A 22,261-nucleotide genomic window follows, 5' to 3' on the forward strand; every position below is an offset into this window, starting at 1 on the left:
GGGTCGGAAGGGACCGAGAAAAGAGCCTCAGCCCAGGGCTGCCACCTTGTCCCGGTAGGTGCGGACCGGGGTCGCGTCCCGGTAGGGCTCCAAGCGGCGTTCGAAGTCCCTGACGTACTCCAGGGCGCGTACGGAGCGCATCTCGGCCGCCTGGCCCGCCGCCTCGGCGGCGAGCTGGCAGGCCTGGTCGAGCTCGCCGAGGCCGAGGCGCGCCGAGGCGAGGACGACCCGGCAGAACAGCCGGCTGCGGGCGTACGCGGCGGGACGCAGCTGGAGCGAGCGTTCGGCATGCTGCACGGCCGCCCGGAACTGCTGCAGGTCACGGTGGCAGTGCCCGAACTCGTCGGCGAGCTGCGCCTCGTCGAAGAAGCGCGCCCAGTACGGCACCTCGTCCCCGGCCTTGGCCGCCTCCAGCGCCCGCTCGGCCCGTACGAGCGCGGCGGTCGAGGCCCGCACCTCGCCCAGCACGCCGTGCCCGCGCGCCTCCGCCGAGTGCAGCAGCGCCTGCACGACCGGCGGGGCGCCCGTGCCGACCCCCTGCTGGGCCACCCGCGCGAGCTGCACCGCCTCGCGCCCGTGTCCGAGATAGACGGCCTGACGGCTCATGGTGACCAGGACGAAGGAGCCGTACGCCCGGTCCGCGGCCGCCTGGGACAGGCGCAGGGCCTGGACGAAGTAGCGCTGGGCCAGGCCGTGCGCGGCGATGTCGAAGGAGGTCCAGCCCGCGAGCCGGGTCAGGTCGGCGGCGGCGGCGAACAGCCGGCGGCCGGTCTGCTCGCCGTAGGAGCCGCGCAGCATCGGCTCGCACTCGTGCTCCAGGTAGCGCACGAGGGCCTGCCGGGCGTGGCCGCCGCCGTACCTGTCGTCGAGGGTGCGGAAGAGCTCGCCGACCGAGCGCAGTGCGGAGATGTCGCCGCCGGTGACCCGCTGGCCGGGCCCGCGCTCGGTGGCGTGGCCCCGCTGCCGGGGGACGGCCGCCGGTGCGGGCGAGGCCTGGGCGGGCGCGGGCGTGGCCGGCGGGGACGAGGGTTGCTGGGGTGTGGCGGGCCGGGCGGACGGACGGCCCTGGACGGGCACCCGGGCGGGCGGCTCGCTGCGGGCGACCTTCTCGTCGGCCCGCCCGATCAGCCAGTCGCGGCTCGGCACGACGAGCCCCGCCGGGGTGAAGGCGATCTTGCGGAGCTCGGCGTGGCTGCCGGAGTCCTTGCGCCAGAGCCCGCCGACGATGTCGATGGCCTCCTCGGGGGATCCGGCGAACTCCAGGCCCGCGTAGACGGGGGCGCAGGCGTCCAGACCGAGGTCCTGGGCGGTGAGCCGACGGCCCAGCCGCCGGGTGAAGACCTCGGCGATGAGGGCGGGTGTGGTGCCCCGGGGCTGCTGCCCGCGCAGCCACCGGGTGACGGACGTCTTGTCGTATCGGAGGTCCAGCCCGTGTTCGAGGCCGAGCTGATCGACGCGACGGGCCAGTCCCGCGTTGGAGAAGCCCGCTTCTGCGATGAGCGCGGCGAGCTGGCGGTTGGGAGTGCGCTGCGCGGGTCGTTCCGTCATCTGCGGTGCGGTCTCCTGCCTCCCGGGCCTGTGACGTGCCCGGATGAAGTGCGCTGATGCTGTGATCAGCCCTTTTGGCCTCTGAACGGCGCGAATGTAGCGGAGAGTAAGCAGCCGCTCGCACATCTCGGGGCTCATTCATCCGATCGTGTGAGGATTGACCGTGCGGCTGACGCGGAGGGCCCGAAGGACGCGGAGGGCGCGGACGTACAGTGGCTTGGGCGCGTGACGCGCCTGACGACTTTCAGGGAGGCGCTTGCCGTGAGCGAGTTGCGGTTCGTCCGGATGGGGTTCGGCGGGGACGCCGTCGAGTACCGGGAGGCGTGGGACGAGCAACGCCGGGTGCACGCGGCCCGTTTCGCCGACGAGGTCCCGGACACCGTGCTGCTTCTGGAGCACCCCCCGGTCTACACGGCCGGCCGGCGCACCGCCGACGACGAGCGGCCCCTGGACGGCACTCCGGTGGTCGACGTGGACCGCGGCGGCAAGATCACCTGGCACGGGCCGGGCCAGCTGGTGGGCTACCCGATCCTGAAGCTGCCGCGCCCGGTGGACGTCGTCGCCCATGTGCGGCGTCTGGAGGACGCCCTGATCCGCACCTGCGCGGAGTTCGGCGTGGAGACCTCCCGGGTCGAGGGCAGGAGCGGGGTGTGGGTGCTCGGCGACCCGGTGGAGCAGCGCCCCTCGCTCGGCGGTCTGTCGCTGGACTTCGACCCCCGGCTCACCGACGAGGAGTTCGACCCCCGGCTGAACGGGCCGGAGTACGCGCCGTCCAACGCCGGTCAGCGGCGGGAGGACCGGAAGGTGGGCGCGATCGGCATCCGGGTCGCCAAGGGCGTCACCATGCACGGCTTCTCGTTCAACGTGAACCCGGACAACAAGTGGTTCGACCGGATCATCCCGTGCGGCATCCGGGACGCGGGCGTCGCCTCCCTCGCCGGCGAGCTGGGCCGCGACGTCACGATCGAGGAGGTCCTGCCGGTGGTGGAACGGCACCTGAGGGACGTCCTGGAGAACGCGGAGCCCAAGCCGCGGGAGATCGAGAGAACACCGGCAGCCTGACGCCGCAGCGGGCTTTCAAATCCACGGGCGTACCCTGGGGGACGCCGAAGAATCAATCGTTAGGGAGCCGGTCGTGTCCGCAGTCGCACCCGACGGACGCAAGATGCTGCGCCTGGAGGTCCGCAACAGCCAGACCCCCATCGAGCGCAAGCCCGAGTGGATCAAGACCCGGGCGAAAATGGGCCCCGAGTACACGAAGATGCAGAACCTCGTGAAGAGCGAGGGCCTGCACACCGTCTGCCAGGAAGCCGGCTGCCCGAACATCTACGAATGCTGGGAGGACCGCGAGGCCACCTTCCTCATCGGCGGCGACCAGTGCACCCGGCGCTGCGACTTCTGCCAGATCGACACCGGCAAGCCCGAGGCGCTGGACCGCGACGAGCCGCGGCGCGTCGGTGAGTCCGTCGTCACGATGGACCTGAACTACGCCACCATCACCGGCGTCGCACGCGACGACCTGGCGGACGGCGGAGCGTGGCTCTACGCGGAGACGGTCCGCCAGATCCACGCGCAGACCGCCGAGCGCGAGGCCGGCCGCACCAAGGTCGAGCTCCTCGCTCCCGACTTCAACGCGGTCCCGGAGCAGCTCGCCGAGGTCTTCTCCTCGCGGCCCGAGGTCTTCGCGCACAACGTGGAGACCGTCCCGCGGATCTTCAAGCGGATCCGCCCCGGCTTCCGCTACGAGCGTTCGCTGAACGTCATCACGGCCGCCCGCGACTACGGCCTCGTCACCAAGTCGAACCTGATCCTCGGCATGGGCGAGACCCGCGAGGAGGTCAGCGACGCGCTCCGGCAGCTGCACGAGGCCGGCTGCGAGCTGGTCACCATCACGCAGTACCTGCGGCCCTCCGTGCGCCACCACCCCGTCGAGCGCTGGGTCAAGCCGCACGAGTTCGTCGAGCTGAAGGAGGAGGCCGAGCAGATCGGCTTCTCCGGCGTGATGTCGGGTCCGCTGGTACGGTCCTCCTACCGTGCCGGGCGCCTCTACCAGATGGCCGTCGAGAAGCGCGGTTCCTTCATCGCCGCGCAGGCTGTCTGACGCGACGTCACCTCGCTTGCGCCGTACGGCCGCAGGCCGAGTGTGTGAATTCGCGCACAAGAACCTACTAGCCGGTAGTGACCGATATGACGCGGTCCCGACCGTCCTCGCAGATGAGGGCGTCGTCGGGGCCGCGTCAGCGTTTCGGCCCTGCGCATCAAGGCTTCATTCGTGTTTGACCGGTCGGTCACGCCCTGGTAACACCAATCAGTGACGCTCGTATCACATCACGTGCACCACGCCGCCCTTACCCGAAGCCGTCCGAGGGGGACACCCACCATGCAGGCCGCGCCCGTTCGCGCCACCGCGATCCCGACCTTCAGCACCGCACTGCGCGCCGTCGAGTCGCTGCTCATGAGCAGCGGCCAGCGCACCGCCCGTCGCAACGCCTGGACCTCCGTGCTGGAGGACCGCCGTCGCGCCAAGGACCGGGTCGAGGCGCAGCGCGTCCTCGAGGCGGTCACCGCGCCCCTGACCTCCACCCACCCCTGACCTCCAGCCAACCCCTGATCCCCCGCCGCGCAGCTCCCCTCCTGCCGTCGTAGGCGCTTGAGAGGGCACGTAGACTTCGTGGCATGGCGAGAAGTGACAGCGCGGCGGACGCCGCTAACCCCGGGCGACTGAAGCAGATCGCCCTGACGTACAAGATGACCCGCAAGGCCGACAAGACGATCGGCCTGGTACTCGCGGGCGTCTTCCTCCTCATCTTCGGTGTCTTTCTCGCGATCGGTTTCCTGATCGGCCACCCGGTCTATCTCGGCATCCTGGGCTTCCTGCTCGCCTTCCTCGGGACGGCGATCGTGTTCGGGCGCCGGGCCGAGCGGGCCGCGTTCGGTCAGATGGAGGGACAGCCCGGCGCGGCCGCGGCCGTCCTCGACAACATCGGCCGGGGGTGGACGACGACCCCCGCGGTGGCGATGAACCGCAGCCAGGACGTGGTGCACCGGGCCGTCGGCAAGGCCGGCATCGTGCTGATCGCCGAGGGCAACCCCAACCGGGTGAAGAGCCTGCTGGCCGCCGAGAAGAAGAAGATGAACCGCATCGTCGCGGACGTCCCGGTGCACGACGTGATCGTCGGCACGGGCGAGGGTCAGGTCGAGCTGAAGAAGCTGCGCACCACCCTGCTGAAGTTCCCGCGCGTCCTGGCCGGCCCGCAGGTCACGGCCACCAACGACCGGCTGCGCGCGATGGGCGACCTGATGAGCAACATGCCGCTGCCGAAGGGGCCGATGCCCAAGGGCATGCGGCTGCCGAAGGGCGGCGGCGGCAAGGCCCGCTGAGTCGCCTGTCCCAGGTCACGACATCACGAAGGGGCGCCCCGATCACTCGGGGCGCCCCTTCGTTCGATACCTCTTCGTCTCAGATCCGTACTTCCACCGTGCGGGCCAGTCGGTCGTGCAGGCCTCGGCCGTCGCGGTCCCAGACCAGGGCGGGGACGGCCAGGCAGAGCAGGACCGTGCGCGCCACGGAGCGCAGGGGGCTGACGGCGCCGGTGTCGGCGGAGACCACGCGCAGGCCGAAGAGGCGCTTGCCCGGGGTGAAGCCGACAGTGGCGACCGTCAGGACGCTCATCACGAGGAAGAGGAGCAGGGCCCAGTTGCTGGTGGCGGGCCGATAGCCGTCCGTGATCAAGCTGTATGCGATCAAGACACTGAGGCCCCAGTCCACGGCCAGGGCGCCGAGCCGCCGCCCGGGGCGGGCGATCGAGCCCGGCCCCTCCTCCGGCAGACCGAGCTGCTCGCCCCGGTATCCGAAGTCGGCACCGGCGTCTTCCATGGCCGCGCGGGGTCCGGAGAGCCACGAGCCGATTGCGTCCCTGTTGTCCACGCGTCCACGGTACTGCGCCCGTTTCGCGATACGGACAGGTGGGGTACACCGGGCACGGTCCGGTTAACTTGTGCGAAACAAATGGGTCACGCCCGAGAAATCACGCGTCCCTAGGGTCGACGACAGCGTGTGCCACCGCACTGGCCGCACGAACGAACTACCACCCCGGCTCGACGGCCGGGAGTAGGAGGAGCTGGATGTTCCAGAACGCCGACGAGGCCAAGAAGTTCATCGCGGACGAGGACGTCAAGTTCGTCGACGTCCGCTTCTGCGACCTGCCGGGCGTCATGCAGCACTTCACGCTGCCCGTCGAGGCGTTCGACCCGGACGAGGAGCTCGCGTTCGACGGCTCGTCGATCCGCGGTTTCCAGGCCATCCACGAGTCCGACATGGCGCTGCGCGCCGACCTGTCGACCGCGCGCGTCGACTCGTTCCGCCGCGACAAGACGCTGAACATCAACTTCTTCATCCACGACCCGATCACGGGCGAGCAGTACTCCCGTGACCCGCGCAACGTGGCGAAGAAGGCGGAGGCGTACCTGGCGTCGACCGGCATCGCCGACACCGCGTACTTCGGTCCCGAGGCCGAGTTCTACGTCTTCGACTCCGTGCGCTTCGCGACCGGCGCGAACGAGTCCTTCTACCACATCGACTCCGAGGCCGGCGCCTGGAACACCGGTGCGCTGGAGAACAACCGCGGCTACAAGGTCCGCTACAAGGGCGGCTACTTCCCGACCCCGCCGGTCGACCACTTCGCCGACCTGCGCGCGGAGATCTCCCTGGAGCTGGCCGCGTCCGGCCTCCAGGTCGAGCGCCAGCACCACGAGGTGGGCACCGCCGGCCAGGCCGAGATCAACTACAAGTTCAACACGCTGCTCGCCGCGGCCGACGACCTCCAGCTCTTCAAGTACATCGTGAAGAACGTCGCCTGGCGCAACGGCAAGACCGCGACCTTCATGCCGAAGCCGATCTTCGGCGACAACGGCTCGGGCATGCACGTCCACCAGTCGCTGTGGAGCAACGGCACCCCGCTGTTCTACGACGAGGCCGGTTACGCGGGCCTGTCGGACACCGCCCGCTACTACATCGGCGGCATCCTCAAGCACGCCCCGTCGCTGCTGGCCTTCACCAACCCGACGGTGAACTCCTACCACCGTCTGGTCCCGGGCTTCGAGGCGCCGATCAACCTGGTCTACTCGCAGCGCAACCGCTCGGCGGCCATGCGTATCCCGATCACGGGCTCCAACCCGAAGGCCAAGCGCGTCGAGTTCCGCGCGCCCGACTCCTCCGGCAACCCCTACCTCGCCTTCTCGGCCCTGCTGCTCGCGGGTCTCGACGGCATCAAGAACAAGATCGAGCCGGCCGAGCCGATCGACAAGGACCTCTACGAGCTGGCTCCCGAGGAGCACGCGAACGTCGCGCAGGTCCCGACCTCGCTCCCGGCCGTCCTCGACTCCCTCGAGCGCGACCACGAGTTCCTGCTCGCCGGTGACGTCTTCACGTCCGACCTGATCGAGACGTGGATCGACTTCAAGCGCGCGAACGAGATCGCCCCGCTGCAGCTGCGTCCGCACCCGCACGAGTTCGAGCTGTACTTCGACGTGTGATCGGACCGCGCGTGCACCACGCGTGAGCCGTCCCGGCGCCCCCGCTCTGTTTCACAGGGCGGGGGCGCCGTCGTATGGTTTCTGGCACTGCTGTTCGATAACGGGGTACGGGGAGATACGGGGATGCCCGAACACGACGACGCGGAGCGGGAGTTCGACCTCCGGTGGGCGGACGACGCGACGCACAAGGAACCCTCGGCGCGGGCCCGCATGCTGGCCGCCCGCTGGAAGGAGAACCCGCCCGAGCCGGTCCCGTTCCGCGGCGACCCCGGGCCGGTCACACCGCGCCGCTCGTCCTGGGCGTCGACGGCGCTCGTGCTGGGCTGTGTGATCGCGGCGATCCTGCTGCTCGGGTACCTGCGGTTCCGGGCGCCGTATTAGAACAGGGGCGTGTAGGGAGCAAGGGCAATTGCTCTTACTGCCAGGGCTGTTGGGCCGCTCGGTGCTAGTTTTGTGTCTCTTGGCTCACCGTCGGTATTCAGGTCGGCATCAAGAACGGTTGGTCCGGTGACAACAGCCCGCCCTTCGCGTACCGCCGTCGTCGTGACAGCGCTTCCCGTTGAGTTCTCCCCGTTGCTGGCCTGTCTGCGGTCCGAGCACGCCCGGCCCAAGGGGCAGCGGAGAGTCAACGCCACGGTCGTGCAGACCTTCGAGCTCGACGGCGTCTACGCCTCATGGACCGTGCACCTGGCCCAGGTGGGCGTGACGAACGTCGTCGCCGCGCTGGGCACGCACGGTCTGCTGGAGGTGCTGCGCCCGGACGTCGCGCTCCTGGTCGGGATCGCGGGCGGCCTCAAGGACGACATCCCGCCGGGCGACGTCGTGGTCGCGACCAAGGTGTACGAGATCCACGGGGCCAAGGTGTCGGCCCAGGGGCGCGGCGCCCGTCCCGACGCCGTGGACACCTCGCTCGCCCTGTGGCAGACGGCGCTGTACGCGGACGTCCGCATCAAGTGCCACTTCAAGCCGATCGCCTCCGGCGACGTCGTGCTCGACGCCAAGTCCGGCGACATCCGGCGCCGCCTCAGCAGCACCTACCAGGATGCGGCCGCCCTGGAGATGGAGGGCTTCGGCTTCTGCAAGGCGGCGCAGCGCCACCGTACGGAAGCCCTTGTCGTGCGCGGGATCAGCGACCGCGCGGACGGCGGGAAGGGCGCGGCCGAGGCCGAAGGCGGCCAGCAGCGGGCGGCCGCCAACGCGGCGGAGGTCGCCGTCGCCGTGCTCCTGCAACACCAGCCCGAAAGCACCGGCCCCGCCACGCCGCCACCGGGAACGTCCGGGACATCGGAGGCTCGGGAAACGCCGGAGGCTCGGGAAACGCCGGGGACTCGGGAGACGTCGGGGTCCGCGGGGACGTGGGGGTCGGCAGGCGCTTCGGGGTCCGCAGGGGTTTCGGAGACCTCGGGGTCGACGGGGACGTGGGGGTCGGCGGGAACGTCGAGGTCGGCGGGGGCTTCAGGAGCTCCGGGGCCCGCGGGCTCCTCAGGGGCTTCAGAGACGTGGGTGTCCGCAGGAACTTCGAGGACAGCGGGGGCGTCGCAGTCGCCGGAGACGCCGGGGATCGCGGGGGCTCTGGGGCCAGCGGGAACCGCAGGAGCTTCAGGGGCGGCAGGGACGGCAGGGGCTTCGCGGGCAGCGGGAACCGCAGGAGCTTCAGGGGCGGCAGAGGCCGCAGGGGCTTCGCGGGCAGCGGGGCCCGCAGGGCCTTCAGAGACGTCGGTGTCCTCAGGGGCTTCAGAGACGTCGGTGTCCGCAGGGGCGTCGCAGCCATCGGAGACATCGGGGATCCCAGGGGCTCTGGGGGCGGCGGGGACCGCAGGAGCTTCAGGGGCGGCGGGGACCGCAGGAGCTTCCGGGGCGGCGGGGACCGCAGGGGCTTCAGGGGCGGCGGGGACCGCAGGGGGTTCGGGGGCAGCTGAGACGTCGCAGGCCTCGGGGGTGACCTCCGTGGGTCTTGCGGGGGGATCGGGGCCGTCAGGGGGGCCGGGCGGCCGCGCCCCGCGTCGGTCGTTCGTGGCGCAGCTGCGTACGGGCCGTGGGAAGGGCACCGGGAAGAAGGGCGTCAAGCGTGGCTGGAAGGGCCGGGTGGTGGTCTGGGTGCCGCTCACCGCGACGGCGGTCGCCCTCGGGCTCGTTGTGCAGTCGTGCGGGAGCGGGGAGACCCACGGCAAGGACGCCAAGCCGCTCTCCGGCCCCGTCTCCCCCAGCCTGGCGGCCTGTGAGCAGGCGAACGCCGCGCCCCTGACCATCGCCGCCTCCGTGGACAAGTCGGAGCCCCTGCGCCTGGCGGCCGACGCCTACGGCACCCGGACCGCGGGCGGGAAGTGCCTGGCGATCAAGGTCGAGGACAAGAACTCGGGCGACGGGATGCGCGCCCTGGTCGCAGGCTGGGGCGAGTCCGACGGGGCGAAGCCGGACGTGTGGGCCCCCGCCGGCAGCACCTGGCTCTCGCTGGCCAGGGCCGAGGCCAAGGGGGCGAACGCGCAGCAGTTCCCCGAGCAGGCAGAATCGATCGTGCAGAGCCCGCTGACCATCGCCATGCCGAAACCGATGGCCGAGGCGCTGAACTGGCCCGAGCGACGGTTCACCTGGAAACAGCTGGCCGAGTGGGCGAAGAACGCGAACGGCTTCTGGGCGGATCACAAGAAGCCCGAGTGGGGCGCCTTCAAACTCGGCAAGACCAACCCGCGCTACTCCACCTCCGGGCTGAACGCGACCGTCGCCGCCTTCTACGCCAAGACGGGCACCAGCGGTGAGCTGGGCATCCCGCACATCGACAATCCCGACAACCGCGCGTTCGTCAAGAGCATCGAGCAGGCCGCGGTCCACTACGGCGACACCACCCTCACCTTCCTCTCGAACCTCCGCGAGGCGGACCGGAGCAGCCCCCAGAAGGCCATGTCGTACATCTCCGCCGTCACGCTGGAGGAGAGCAGCGTGGTGGCCTACAACGCGGGCTACCCGTGCGGCGCGCTCAGCGCGGACCCCGACTGCAAGAGGACCGCCCTGCCGGACACCCCGCTGGTGTCGTTCTATCCGAAGGACGGCGTCCCGTTCTCCGACCACCCGTACATCGAGCTGAACGGGATGAGCTCCGCCAAGAAGGCGGTGGCCGACGACTTCCTGCGATACCTGCAGAGCCCCGAGGTCTACGGCAAGCAGTTCGCCCCCTACGGCTTCCGCACCCACGAGGGCAAGATCCCCAACGGGTCCACACAGCTCGTGCAGGCCGCCGGAGTCCTGCCCGAGGCGCAGTTCACCCGCATGCCGATGCCCAGGGGCGACGTCCTCGGCCATCTGCTGGAGATCTGGCCCGCGCTGCGCCGACGTGCCAACGTGCGCATCGTCATCGACACGTCGGAGTCGATGAACGACGTGATCCCAGGCGTCGGCGACACCAAGATGGAGCGGCTGAAGCAGGCCGAGTCCAAGCTGTTCGGCGAGTTCGTCGGCACCGACCGGGTCGGTCTGTGGAAGTTCTCCGACGCCTCCACCCTCCAGGGCGAACACGACTACAAGGAACTCGTGCCGCTCGGCCCGTACGACCAGAAGCTGGCCGGGGGCACCCGGGCCGGCCTGCTGGCCGACAACGTCAAGAACCTGGTGGCGGAGGGCGCGACCGGGCTGAACGACACCCTGGACGCCGCGACCGAGGCCATGCGGCACGACTACGACCCCCAGGCGATCAACGCGATCGTGCTGCTCACCGACGGCCGCAACGAGGACAGCGGGAGCCTGACGCAGGCGGAGCTGCTGAAACGGATCGGCGACCCGGCTCAGCACCAGATCCGGGTCTTCACCATCGCCTACGGGAGCGAGGCCGACGAGGACGACGCCAACGGCAGGAGCGCGCTCGAGGACATCGCGCACGCCAGCGGCGGCAAGGACTACGACGCCAAGAAGGCCGAGACGATCGAGCAGGTCATCACCAGCGTGATCTCCAACTTCTGACCCCCTCGTTCCCTTGCTGTGTTCCTTTACTCTCCGCAGGGCCGATCTCGATCTGTCCATGGGAGGGGCGGGAGCACAATGGACAGTGGGACGAGTGCCTGACTGCGGGGTGATGCAGATGCAGAGCCGTTTCCGGAGCGACCGGCGGCTGACCGTGCGGATGACGGTCACGATGTTCCTGCTCGGGTTGCTGTACGTGGCGTTCGTCGCCGCGTTGATCGTGTTGTTGAAGTCATGGCTGCTGGTCGTCGTGCTGATGGCGGCGATGTTCGTCGCACAGTTCTGGTTCTCCGACCGGATCGCGATGTTCGCCATGCGCGGGCGGGTCGTGGAGCGCGAGGAGTATCCCGAGCTGCATGCCGTGATCGACCGGCTGTGTGCGATCGCCGACATGCCGAAGCCGGTGGTCGCCGTCTCCGAGATGGGCATGCCGAACGCGTTCGCGACCGGGCGCAATCCCGACCACGCGGTGGTGTGCGTGACGACGGGCCTGCTGGGGCGGCTGGAGCCGGCCGAGCTGGAGGGTGTGCTCGCGCACGAGCTGTCGCACGTGGCGCACAAGGACGTGGCCGTGATCACGATCGCGTCGTTCCTCGGTGTGATCGCGGGGCTGATCGTGCGCTTCGCGTTCTACTCACAGGTGTTCGGCGGCGGGCGCAGGGACCAGAACACCGCCGCCGTCTTCGCCGTCGTGATGGGTGTCTCCGCAGCCGTGTACGCGCTCAGCTTCCTGCTCATCCGGGCGCTGTCCCGGTACCGGGAACTCGCGGCGGACCGGGCGGCGGCGCAGCTGACCGGCCGTCCCTCGGCACTGGCCTCCGCGCTGACGAAGGTCTCCGGCGACATCGCCCGGATCCCGACGAAGGACCTGCGGACGGCCCAGGCCTTCAACGCCTTCTACTTCACCCCGGCGACGGGCCGGGAGCCCGGCATCGAGCGGTACTTCTCCACCCACCCGAGCCTGGAGCAGCGGCTCGAACAGCTGGGGCGGATCTCCGCCGAGCTGGGCGAGGCGGCCACTCCGGGGAAGGCGGGCTGAGGCGCATGGGGCTGCTGGACATCCTGCTCGGCAGGACGAAGCCGGTCGTGCCCGACCTCGATCAGCTGTTCGCGCTGCCGTCCGCGGCGGTGACGCTGGAGGCGGCGGCCGGTTTCACCTCGACCGGGCAGGGTGCCGTGTGCTTCGCGACCGTCGAGGGCTCGGCCTTCGAGCAGACGCACCGCGAGGTACAGGCGCTCCTCGACGCGGACACCGAGCGCACCGGCCCCCCGGTGCGGCTGGTGCGCGACGACTACGGCTACTCCTGGCTGGTCTCGCAGCGCTCCCCCGACGAGCTGTCGCTCCTGGTCAACGACCTGCACGCGGTGAACAGCGCGATGGAGGTCAACGGCTTCGGCCCACAACTGCTGTGCTCCCTCGCCGGGTTCGAGGAACGGACGGGCGGGACGGGCGGGATGGACGGGACGGGCGGGGCGGCGGCCGGGGGCGGGCGTCGGCTGGCGCTCGTGTATCTGTACAAACGGGGTTCGTTCTATCCGTTCGCGCCGCTGCCCGGTGGTGGGCGGCGGCGCGACAACCCGCTGGAGCTTCAGGTGAAGGCCGCCCTCACGAACGACCTGCGGATCGAGCAGGACCTGAGCCGCTGGTTCCCGGTGTGGGGAGCCCCCGGCCTCTGACCCGCCCGCCCGCGCTGCTTCTCTGCCGGTTCTTCTCTGCCGGTTCTTCTCTGCCGGTTCTTCTCTACCGGTCCGTGCCGAAGTAGCGGTCGCCGAAGTCGCCGATGCCGGGGACCATGTACGCGTTCTCGTTGAGGCGCTCCTCGATCGCGGAGGTCACGATCCGCACCCCGGGGTAGCGCTCGCACACCGCGGTGATGCCCTCCGGCACGGTGATGAAGTTGACGAAGACGATGTGCTCCTCCGGCACGCCGAGTTCCCGCAGGACCTCGATGGCGGCGAGCGCGGTGCCGCCCGTCGCGAGCATCGGGTCGAGCAGGAGGACGTGGCGGTCGGCGATGTCGTCGGGAAGCGCCGTGTAGTACAGGTGGGGCTGCTTGGTCGTCTTGTCCCGCTGGATGAGGATCTTGCCGATCCTGATGCCGGGGACGACCGCGCGCAGTTCGGCCTCCATGCTCTCGCCGGCGCGGATGATCGGCACCCCGCACAGTTTCCGCGTGAAGCGCAGGCCCCGGTAGGTGCTGCCGACGGGGGTGGTGACGTCGTACGGCTCGAAGGGCAGGAGGTCCAGGGCCGCCTCGGTCAGCAGGCGGATGATGCGGCCGGCGTGGAAGACGAAGTCCTCGCGGCGGGCGTTCCGGTCGCGGACGACGGTGTGCAGGGCGCGGAGCTGGTCGGTCTGCGGGAGCAGGTGGACGTTGCGGTCGAGGTACGTCGCGAGCGTCGGCACGGTCGTCGGTGCGCCGGCAGTGGCGGTGGTCGTCGCGGTGGTCATGCGGGGCTCCTCGTGTCAGGTGGGGGTGGTCAGTCGACGGGGGGCTGTTCGAACGTGGAGGGGAGTTCCGGAGTCGCGGTGAACTGGCCGGCGGCGACGCGGTAGATCGACCTGCCTCCTGTGCGGCGCCACATCTCGCGCATGACGTAGACGAGCTTCGGGTTGTGCTCTTCCTCCTCCTCCACGGCCCGGGCGACGAGCCACTCCCACTCCCGGGCCCAGCGCGGATCGGCGACGTCGTCCAGGGCGGTGTCGAAGAGGCGGTGGAGCGCGGTCAGCTTTGCGGGCCGGGAGAAGTGGCCGCGGGAGAACAGCACGCCGAGGATCCCTGTCCAGTAGCACCGGACCGCTTCGGGTCGCTGTTCGGCGGGGAGGGCGTCCGCGATGTGCCGCATCGCGTGCAGCGCGGTCATCAGGTGCAGCAGCAGGAAGTCGCCCGGTTCCGCCAGGTACAGCAGGGTGACCAGGTAGGTGAGCTGGTCCCAACTGGCGTCCGGGTCCTGCTCGGTGACCCAGGCGGGGGTGTCGTGGATCAGCGGGTGGCCCTCGCCGAGCATCCGGGCGATCCGGTACTGCAGTCCGGACCTGAGGAGCTCGGGGTGGATGTCGGCCGTCGTGTCGTCGACCAGGTTCTCCACCCAGGCGCCGAGTTGGCGCCGGTTGTCCTCCCAGAAGCCGGCGATGCGCAGCAGCGAGTCCATCGGCAGCTCGGCGTCGTGCGCGCCGGAGGGGACACCGCGCTCGGGGTGGCAGTCGACGTAGGCGAAGGCCAGGTAGGAGATGCCCTCGATCGCCATCCGGCGGTTGCCGGCGTCCAGGGCCCAGCCCAGGTGGATGGTGGCGTGCTGGAGGGCTCCGGCCCAGCCCGGAAGGAGGTGCGGGAGGTAGCGCCGCAGGAGTTCCGGCATCCCGAGTTCCCGTTCGCGGCTGTCGAAGAACGCGCAGTAGGCGGCGAAGTCCTCGCGTCTGCCGAGGAGTTCGAGCCAGTTGTCGTCGTCGATGACGCACTGGGGCGCCCTGGCCGGTTCCACGGCGCAGCCGTACGGGGTGAGTGTGACGTAGTTGTCGTGGTAGGCCTTGATGCGCTGCGGGTCCACGCCGAGGCCGGCGAGGGCGACGACGGCGTGCTTGACGTGGTTGGTCAGATGGCCGTTGAACTCGATGTGGTAGGTGCTGTCGTCCAGCAGCCGCTCGACGGTGTCGTCGGCCGGGGCGCCGTCGTCGAGGAGGGCGAGGAGGTGGGTGACGACCTCGGGGAAGGTCTCGGCGACGTGCGTCGGGCGGGCCGCCTCCAGTTCCGGTCGTCGGTGCACTCCGTAGGTGACGGCGACCGAGGCGATGCCGGCCGCCTCGGCCATCCTCAGATCGTGGGTGGTGTCGCCGACCATCACGGCGTGCCCGGGGCGGGCCTCCAGCCGTTCGAGGATGAGCAGCCCCGACTCGGGGTGCGGCTTGGGGTGGGTGACGTCGTCGGCGCCGATCAGGACGGTGATGTGGTCGCGCAGGCCCGCCGCTGTCAGCAGGGCGTCGGCGCTGGCGTGGAACTTGCTGGTGGCCACGGTCAGCACGATGCCCCGGCGGCGCAGTGCGGCGAGGCCTTCGGCGACGCCCGGGAAGACCAGCGAGCGGGCGCGGGGCAGGATGACGGTACGGAACGCCTTCTGGTACTGCGCGACGCCCTCGGCGACCCGGGGGTCGTCCTGCGGCGCGCCCAGCAGCTTGCCGAACGCCTGCTCCAGCGGCAGACCGATGGTGGCCCGGACGTCCGCCGGGTCGCAGGGGTCGGCGCCCATCGCGTCGAAGGCGACGGCGAAGGCCTCCACGATCGCCCTCGGGGAGTCGACGAGGGTGCCGTCCAGGTCGAACATCGCCACACGGGTCACAGCTGTCTCCTGGGCCGGGTCCGGGTTCACTGGTTCTCCTCGCGTCGCAGGCGGGCGTGGGCGGCGGCGAGCCGGCCGCCGATCTCCGCGGTGTGGATGAGGACGGCCATGTTGGCCGTGGCGGACCGTCCCTCGGTGGCGCGGTCCACGGCGCGCATGACGTACTTCGTGACGGCGCCGCCCCGGACGCCGTCCCGCTCGGCGCCGTCAAGCGCTTCGCCGATGGCCGCCTCGATGTCCTGGCCGTCGATCGCGTCCTCCTCCCGGGTGGGGCTGGTGACGAGGACGCCGCCCGGGTTGCCCAGGGCCCAGTGGGCGTCGACGGCCCGGGCGATCTGCGTCGCGTCGTCCAGCCGGTGCGGGGCGCGCAGTCCGCTGGAGCGGCAGTAGAAGGCGGGGAAGTCGTCGTAGCCGTAGGAGATGACGGGGACGCAGTGGGTCTCCAGGAACTCCATGGTCAGGCCGAGGTCGAGGATCTTCTTGGCGCCGGCGCAGACGACGGCGACCTTCGACCGGGTGAACTGGATCAGGTCGGAGGAGATGTCCATGGTGGTCTCGGCGCCGCGGTGGACGCCGCCGATGCCGGCGGAGGAGAAGAAGGCGATGCCGGCGAGTTCCGCCGCGACCAGTGAGGAGGCGACGGTGGTGGCGCCGAGGCCGCCCGAGGCGAGGACGACGGGCAGGTCCCTGCTGCTCACCTTGGGGATGCCGGGGGTGGCGGCGAAGCGCTCGATGTCCGCGTCGGTCATCCCGACCAGGATGCGGCCGCCGTCGATGCCGATGGTGGCCGGCACCGCGCCGCCGGCCCGCACCGCCTCCTCGACCTTGCGGGCGGTGGCGGCGTTGTCGGGGTAGGGCAGTCCGTGGGTGATGACGTTCGACTCCAGGGCCACCACGGGGTCGCCGTCGGCGAGCGCCGCGGACACCTCGTCGGTGAGGACCAGGGGCACGGAGCGGTGTCCGCGGGCGGGCGCGGGTACGGGGACCGGGCGCGTCACGGGGTGGGTAACGGGGCGGGTCATGAGGGGTCTCCTTCCGGAACCTTCAGGTGCGGCGGGGGCTTCAGTAGTTGGGCGTCTTGCGGAGCAGGTCCTGGCGGCGGATGATCTCCGGCACGTAGACCCGCTCGTTCCACGCCTCCTGCTCGACCGGTTCGATGGCGATGGAGACGACGTCCTCCTTGCAGCCGAAGGCGTTCTGTACCGCGGCGGTGACCGCGGCGACGAGTTCCAGCTCCTGCGCCTCGGTGATGGGCACGGGGAAGTGCTTGATGTTGATGTGGGGCACTCCGACCTCCTGGGAGACGGCGCGGGGCGCATGGCCCGGGCGCGGGGACTGGGTGCGGCTGTGGAGCCGGTCGTTGACGAGGGCGGCGAGTTCGGCGACGTGCGGCTCGCGCAGCAGTTCGTAGTGGCCGGCTTGTGACTGGTGGACGGCGGGCGGCCGGGCGGACCAGCCGCCCTGGCGCTCGATGAAGGAGTAGTTGTCGTCGCTCGCCTTGACGAGCGTCACCGGCGCGTCCAGGCGCCGTCCGGTCAGCTCGTGGAACTCGTAGGTGAAGGAGTAGGTGCGCTGGACGATGCCAGTGACGGCCCGCACCAGTTCCTCGCCCAGGCCGGGGAAGCGGCCGGTGACGAAGGCGACGAAGGTGTCCTCGTCGCCGACGGTGCGCAGGCACTCGTCGAGCAGGGGGCCGCTGAGCGTGCCGGCGAAGACGGAGAAGAGGAGGGCGAGGAAGGCCCGGTCGCCGAAGTCCGCCTGCCCGCTGCTGCCGGCCTTGTCCTCGGCGCGCAGGCCCGGCGCGCCCGGGGCGAGGAGGAACAGGTGCTCCACGCGTTCGCCGGCCTGCTCCAGCTGGTACGCCGTCTCGAAGGCGACCCGGGCGCCGAACGAGTAGCCGCACAGGATGTAGGGGCCGTGCGGCTGGACGCCGCGGATCGCCTCGACGTCGGCCGTCGCCATCTCCCGGACCGTGGCGTAGGGGGTCTCGCCGCGGTTGATGCCGTGCGCCTGCACGCCGTGGACGGGCCGGTCGGCGCCCAGGGCGGCGGCCAGCGGGCGCAGGTTCATCGGGTAGCCGCCGAGCCCGGGCCAGCAGTGGATCGGGGTGCCCGTGCCGAGGGGCTGGAGGGGGACGAGCCGGGTGAGGGGCGCGGACGTGTCGGCGTCCAGCCGGGCGGCGAGCTTCTCGACGGTCGGGGCCTCGAACAGCACCTGGAGGGGGATCGTGCCGCCGAAGGCGCGGTTCATCCGGCTGACGAGGGCCACGGCGAGCAGGGAGTTGCCGCCGAGTTCGAAGAAGTCGTCGGTGACGGAGAGCTGTTCGTGCCGCAGCACCGCCTGCCAGACGTCGCGGACCCGGCGTTCGGTGCGGGTGCGGGGTGCGACGAACGTCCGCTCGGACAGGGACAGTTCGGCCTGCTGGGTGGCCTCCAGGGCCTTGCTGTCGATCTTTCCGTTGGCGGTCAGCGGCAGCCGGTCCAGGACGACGATCCGGTTGGGCAGCATGTAGCGGGGCAGCAGTCCGGCCAGGTCCTCCTTGATCAGCTCGGCCGGGCCCTGCATGTGGACCACGTCCTCCTTCATGTCCTCGCCGCGCAGCTGCTCGTCGCTGACCCGCCCGCCGACGAAGAAGTACGAGGGTCCCGTGGGCAGTTGGCAGTCGGTGAGGATCCGGTTGAGCCGCTTGGCCGAGGGCAGGTCGTTGCCGGTCCGGGAGCTGTAGCCGGAGGACATGAAGCCGAGGTTCAGGTCGTTCATCTGCAGGCGTTGCAGGGTGCGGCCCAGGTCGAGGTAGCGCCGCCAGGCGTCGGGGCTGGTCGCGACGAGGCTGACGGCGAAGCCGGAGCGCTCGTAGACCCGCTGGTTGATGGCGATGACGTGCTTCTTGAGGACGACGTCGTCGCTGATGCGGACGAGAGAGCCGTCGGCGTACCGGTACTGGCCGGCCGGGAGCCCGTCGACGCGGCCGGAGTGGGCCTGCACGTAGGTGTCGCAGGCGTCCGGGTCGCCGGCGGCGTCCCGGGACCTGAGCTCGAACGTGCCCAGGTAGTGGTCCTCCTCGGCGCAGTCGAGGCGGTCCTTGACGGCCGTACGGTACTCCGCGGCCCTGAGGCCGAGGCCGTGGGCCGGCAGTACCTGCTCGAACAGGCCGACCATGTGCCCGGCCTCGATCTCGAGGACCTCGCGGATGTTGTTGCGGTAGACCGGTTCGATCGCCCGGTGCTTGCCGAGGAAGTGGATCCGCGCCCCGGGCTCCGACGAGGCCGGCCCGACGAGCACCAGGTGGTGGTGGAGGGGGTGGTAGTAGTACAGGCCGGCGGGCGCCTCGCCCACGACGCCGTCGAGTTCGAGGTACAGCTGGGTGGCGTAGAGGGAGCCGGGTGAGGCGTAGGCGTACTTGGGCAGCAGCCGCTCGTCGCTGAGGTGCCGGCCGAAGTTGCGCAGGACGGCGCCGAGTTCGGCCCGGGTCAGGTCGGCGGGGATGCGCGCCGGGGGCTGCGGCCGGGTGCGCGGGGCCAGCAGCCGCAGGATGTCGTCCCGGCCGACGGGGCCGCCCTCGTAGAAGCGGTACGTCTTGCGGGCGAAGGCCAGGGCGCGCTGCTCGGGGGTGGCTTCGGCGCCGGGGAGTTCGACCACGGGCCGGCCGTCGAGCTCGGCGGCGTCGCGGCAGCCGGGGTGCGACAGCTGGGCCCTGACCTGGAGCCTGCTGCGCTTGGACTGGTGGTGGGAGCCGTGGTTGCCCTGGTCCATCAGGGCGGCTTCCTTGGGGTTGAGTTCCACGAAGGCGACGAGGTTCTGGAAGCCCGTGGTGGTGTCGTCCCGGAGCAGGACGGCGGAGCTGCGGACCCAGTCGTGCGTCTCGATCGTCTGGCGGATCTCGTCCAGCTCGACCCGGTAGCCGCGCAGTTTGACCTGGTTGTCCGCGCGTCCGACGAACTGCACGGTGCCGTCGGCGTTGAAGTGGGCCAGGTCGCCGGTCCGGTACAGGCGGGAGCCGGCGTCGGCCGAGAAGGGGTCGTCCACGAACCGGTCGGCCGTGAGGTCGGGGCGTCCGAGGTAGCCCCGGGCCACCTGGGTTCCGCCGATGTGCAGTTCGCCGACCTCGCCGATCGCCGAGGGCCGCCCCAGCGGGTCCAGCACGTGGAAGGAGGTCCCGTGGACGGGGGTGCCGATCGGCATGGTGCGGGGCCCGTCCGCGACGGCCGCACGGTCCACGGTGAAGGCCGAGGCGTTGATGGTGCACTCGGTCGGGCCGTAGAGGTTGACGAGCGTGCAGGACGGCATGGTGTCCAGGCACTGCTGGGCGAGGCTGCGGGAGAGCGCCTCACCGCCGCTGAAGATCTGGCGCAGGGAGCGGCCGGCGGGCAGGTTCTCGGTGTCGAGGAGCGCCTGCAGGAGGGTGGGCACGCACTGCAGGGTCGTCACGTCGTGTCGTACGACGGTGGCGATGATGGCCTCGGGGTCGCGGTAGATCCCGGGGGCGCCCATCACCACCTTGCTGCCGCAGGCGGGAGCGAGGATCTCCCATTGTGCGGCGTCGAAACTCATCGGGGTCTTCTGGAGAATCGTTTTGCTGTCGTCGATCCCGCAGGCCTCGCGCAGCCAGCGCATCTGGTTCACGATGCTGCGATGCTCGATCATCACCCCCTTCGGCTTTCCCGTGCTGCCGGAGGTGTATATGACGTAGGCGAGGTCTCCGGGCCGTATATCGGGGTCGGAATCCGGTTCCGCGGCGGGATCACCGGCCTTCGTCGAATGCAAGGCCTCTTCGAGGGTGACGGCGCGGACGCCGGCCGGTGACAGTTCATGGAGCCGGGGCCGGAGTAACTCCTGAGTGAGGACGATGTCCACTCCGGCGTCCGCCATCATGTAGGCGATGCGTTCTTCGGGGTATTCCGGGGAGAGCGGCACATAGGATCCGCCGGCCCAGAGGATTCCCCAGATGTTCGTCACCAGGTCGAGCGAGGGCTCCATGAACACGCCGACCCTGCTGTCCCGGGTCACCCCGGCGCCCCTCAGAAAGCGGCCCAGTGCCTGGCTGTGGTGCAGCAGTTGGGCGAAGGTCAGGCTCTGGTCCTCGTGGACGACGGCGGTCCGGTGGGGCGCGATCCGCGCCTGTTCGACGAGCAGGTCGGTCATCACGTGAGTGCTCATGGACCTCTCTTTTCCGCATGACAGGAGAACAGTGGTATTTCCTGGTCCGGCGTTCGGAATTCCTCGCCGGCCGGCGGCGGTGGCGGCTGCGGCAGCAGTGCCGGGTTCCTGCCGTTCGTCGATATTCGCGTGACGAACTCATGTGCTGGTGGCGCCTTCTGCTACGTGCTGATCAAAAGCCTAGGACGATCTTCACCGTGCGGTCAATGGGGCCCATGAACATTTCCGAGGAAAGCGAATTCCGGGCATGACGGAATTCAATAGGGCCGGATGGCGTGAATTTCGCCGCACAAGGGAAGCGAAATGTGAAGTCGACGCGAAGGCGCGAAGGCGCGAGGGAGGCCGGCGAGGGTGGGAGAACGGGAGAGCCGGAGAGCCGGAGAGCCGGAGAGCCGGAGAGAAGGGTGCCGCGTCAGCCGATCTGGCGGTTGCGGCCCGCGAGCAGGCCGGCGCCGATCTGGACCAGGGTCAGCAGCACGATGAAGACCAGCGGCACCCGCCAGCCGTCGCTGCGGTCGTAGAGGACGCCCACGACGACGGGTCCCGGCATCGACAGCAGATAGCCGAAGCTCTGCACGAACCCGGAGAGCCGGACCACGGTGGCGCTGTCCCGGCCGCGCATGCTGATCATCGTCAGGGCCAGGGGGAAGGAACAGTTGGCGACGCCCAGCAGGAACGCCCACAGCCAGGGCGCGTCGGCGGGCGCGGCCCACAGTCCCGCGTAGCCGGCCAGCCCGCACAGACCGATGGCCGCCGCGATCCCGCTCTGGTTGCGCAGTTTCCCGGCCGCGGCGGACAGCGCGAAGGACAGGGGCACCCCGAGCAGCGAGGTCCCGGAGAACAGCAGGCCCGCGGTCCCGGCGGACAGTCCGGCATCCCGGAACATCTGGGGCAGCCAGCCGATGATGATGTAGGCGGAGCTCGCCTGGAGCCCGAAGTAGGCCGTGAGCGCCCAGGCGGTGGGGTCACGTGAGATCCGGCTTCCGGGGCGCGTCGGCGACTCGCCACCGCCGTCGGCCGCGCCCACGGCCGCCGCCGCACTCCCCGCCGCGCCGCTGACCCCGGCCGCCTCCGCGGACCGCCGCGCCTTGTCCCCTGCCGGTCCGTGGTGGCGGGCGAGGGCGAGCCAGGGAGGGACGGCCATGGCGGCCAGGACCGCCCAGGCCCCGAGGCCGTACCGCCAGTCGCCGCCGAACGCCTCGGTCAGCGGAACGGTGACGGCGGCGGCACTGGAGGCGCCGACGTTCAACGCCATGGAGTACAGCCCGGTCATCGCGCCCACCCGGTCGGGGAAGCGCTGCTTGACGACGGCCGGGAGCAGCACGTTGGCGATGGCGATGCCCGCCAGCGACAGGGCGGTCAGGGCGACGAACAGGACGGTGCCGGCGGCGAACGGCCGCAGCGCGAGACCGACCGTCAGCACCGCCGCGCCGGCCGCGATGGCGCCGCTCGCCCCGTACCGCCGGGCGAGCGCGGGGGCCGTCGAGCCGATCAGCGCGAAACAGACGGCCGGGATGGAGGTCAGCAGTCCGGCGACCGTGCCGCTCATGGCGAGGGTGTCGCGGACCTCTTCGAGGACGGGCCCGAGGCTGGTGACCCCCGGGCGGAGGTTCAGCGCCGCGAGTACGAGTGCCACCACCGTCAGTCGGCGCGCTCCCCGGGAAGTGCTGAGGGAAGCTGCCTGGCCGGTGCGCGGGACGCGGTTCTTGAGCTCATCCTTCGGCATGGACATCAT

16 protein-coding genes and 1 pseudogene are annotated in these 22,261 nt (G+C 70.6%); 10 read left to right on the plus strand and 7 right to left on the minus strand.

Going from position 1 to position 22,261, the window contains the following annotated elements:
* Window positions 1–27: 27 nt before the first annotated feature.
* Window positions 28–1,548: a regulator gene (locus ACZ5SK_RS02350; RefSeq protein WP_334580779.1), complete on the minus strand. Its 1,521-nt coding sequence runs from the start codon at window positions 1,546–1,548 to the stop codon at window positions 28–30.
* A 261-nt stretch (window positions 1,549–1,809) separates the two neighbouring features.
* On the opposite strand from ACZ5SK_RS02350, the gene lipB reads away from it, so the two are divergent.
* From lipB to ACZ5SK_RS02370, 4 genes are all read left to right on the plus strand, one after another.
* Window positions 1,810–2,610, plus strand: coding sequence for a lipoyl(octanoyl) transferase LipB (gene lipB / locus ACZ5SK_RS02355; RefSeq protein ID WP_334580778.1), 801 nt, complete (start codon window positions 1,810–1,812; stop codon window positions 2,608–2,610).
* A 73-nt stretch (window positions 2,611–2,683) separates the two neighbouring features.
* A complete protein-coding gene (lipA, locus tag ACZ5SK_RS02360; protein ID WP_361699964.1) occupies window positions 2,684–3,649 on the plus strand; it encodes a lipoyl synthase in 966 nt (321 codons plus the stop codon).
* A 279-nt stretch (window positions 3,650–3,928) separates the two neighbouring features.
* On the plus strand, window positions 3,929–4,141 hold the full coding sequence (locus tag ACZ5SK_RS02365) for an SCO2195 family GlnR-regulated protein (RefSeq protein WP_334580775.1): 213 nt from the start codon (window positions 3,929–3,931) through the stop codon (window positions 4,139–4,141).
* An 83-nt stretch (window positions 4,142–4,224) separates the two neighbouring features.
* Window positions 4,225–4,929, plus strand: coding sequence for a DUF4191 domain-containing protein (locus ACZ5SK_RS02370; protein WP_334580774.1), 705 nt, complete (start codon window positions 4,225–4,227; stop codon window positions 4,927–4,929).
* Between the two features lie 79 nt (window positions 4,930–5,008).
* Here the strand turns inward: ACZ5SK_RS02370 and ACZ5SK_RS02375 are convergent, their stop codons facing one another.
* Entirely contained in the window at window positions 5,009–5,476 is a 468-nt protein-coding gene (locus ACZ5SK_RS02375) for an RDD family protein (RefSeq protein WP_334580772.1), read from the minus strand.
* A gap of 197 nt (window positions 5,477–5,673) precedes the next feature.
* Between ACZ5SK_RS02375 and glnA the strand changes: the two genes are divergently transcribed.
* From glnA to pspAB, 6 genes and pseudogenes are all read left to right on the plus strand, one after another.
* On the plus strand, window positions 5,674–7,083 hold the full coding sequence (gene glnA, locus ACZ5SK_RS02380; RefSeq protein ID WP_079662804.1) for a type I glutamate--ammonia ligase: 1,410 nt from the start codon (window positions 5,674–5,676) through the stop codon (window positions 7,081–7,083).
* Between the two features lie 123 nt (window positions 7,084–7,206).
* Window positions 7,207–7,464 carry an SCO2583/SCO2584 N-terminal domain-containing protein gene (locus ACZ5SK_RS02385; RefSeq protein WP_079662803.1) on the plus strand — a complete coding sequence of 86 codons (258 nt, stop codon included), beginning with the start codon at window positions 7,207–7,209 and terminating at the stop codon, window positions 7,462–7,464.
* A 162-nt stretch (window positions 7,465–7,626) separates the two neighbouring features.
* Window positions 7,627–8,247, plus strand: a pseudogene (locus ACZ5SK_RS02390) (5'-methylthioadenosine/S-adenosylhomocysteine nucleosidase family protein); the annotation flags it as partial.
* Window positions 8,248–9,096: 849 nt separating this feature from the next.
* On the plus strand, window positions 9,097–11,034 hold the full coding sequence (locus ACZ5SK_RS02395) for a substrate-binding domain-containing protein (RefSeq protein ID WP_361700460.1): 1,938 nt from the start codon (window positions 9,097–9,099) through the stop codon (window positions 11,032–11,034).
* Window positions 11,035–11,152: 118 nt separating this feature from the next.
* Complete coding sequence (htpX, locus tag ACZ5SK_RS02400; RefSeq protein WP_334580766.1) at window positions 11,153–12,073, plus strand: zinc metalloprotease HtpX; 921 nt, start codon at window positions 11,153–11,155, stop codon at window positions 12,071–12,073.
* A gap of 5 nt (window positions 12,074–12,078) precedes the next feature.
* On the plus strand, window positions 12,079–12,711 hold the full coding sequence (gene pspAB, locus ACZ5SK_RS02405) for a PspA-associated protein PspAB (RefSeq protein ID WP_457493643.1): 633 nt from the start codon (window positions 12,079–12,081) through the stop codon (window positions 12,709–12,711).
* Window positions 12,712–12,775: 64 nt separating this feature from the next.
* Here the strand turns inward: pspAB and upp are convergent, their stop codons facing one another.
* From upp to ACZ5SK_RS02430, 5 genes are all read right to left on the minus strand, one after another.
* Window positions 12,776–13,486: a uracil phosphoribosyltransferase gene (gene upp, locus ACZ5SK_RS02410; protein WP_334580763.1), complete on the minus strand. Its 711-nt coding sequence runs from the start codon at window positions 13,484–13,486 to the stop codon at window positions 12,776–12,778.
* A 29-nt stretch (window positions 13,487–13,515) separates the two neighbouring features.
* Entirely contained in the window at window positions 13,516–15,369 is a 1,854-nt protein-coding gene (locus ACZ5SK_RS02415; protein WP_361699955.1) for an HAD-IA family hydrolase, read from the minus strand.
* Between the two features lie 26 nt (window positions 15,370–15,395).
* Entirely contained in the window at window positions 15,396–16,391 is a 996-nt protein-coding gene (locus ACZ5SK_RS02420; RefSeq protein WP_361699952.1) for a pseudouridine-5'-phosphate glycosidase, read from the minus strand.
* 40 nt (window positions 16,392–16,431) lie between these two features.
* Window positions 16,432–20,526, minus strand: a complete 4,095-nt coding sequence (locus ACZ5SK_RS02425; protein ID WP_468575133.1) for an amino acid adenylation domain-containing protein — start codon at window positions 20,524–20,526, stop codon at window positions 16,432–16,434.
* Window positions 20,527–20,938: 412 nt separating this feature from the next.
* Complete coding sequence (locus ACZ5SK_RS02430) at window positions 20,939–22,252, minus strand: CynX/NimT family MFS transporter (RefSeq protein ID WP_468575134.1); 1,314 nt, start codon at window positions 22,250–22,252, stop codon at window positions 20,939–20,941.
* Window positions 22,253–22,261: the final 9 nt, after the last annotated feature.

It is taken from the genome of Streptomyces sp. NPDC031474 (genome assembly GCF_055581185.1).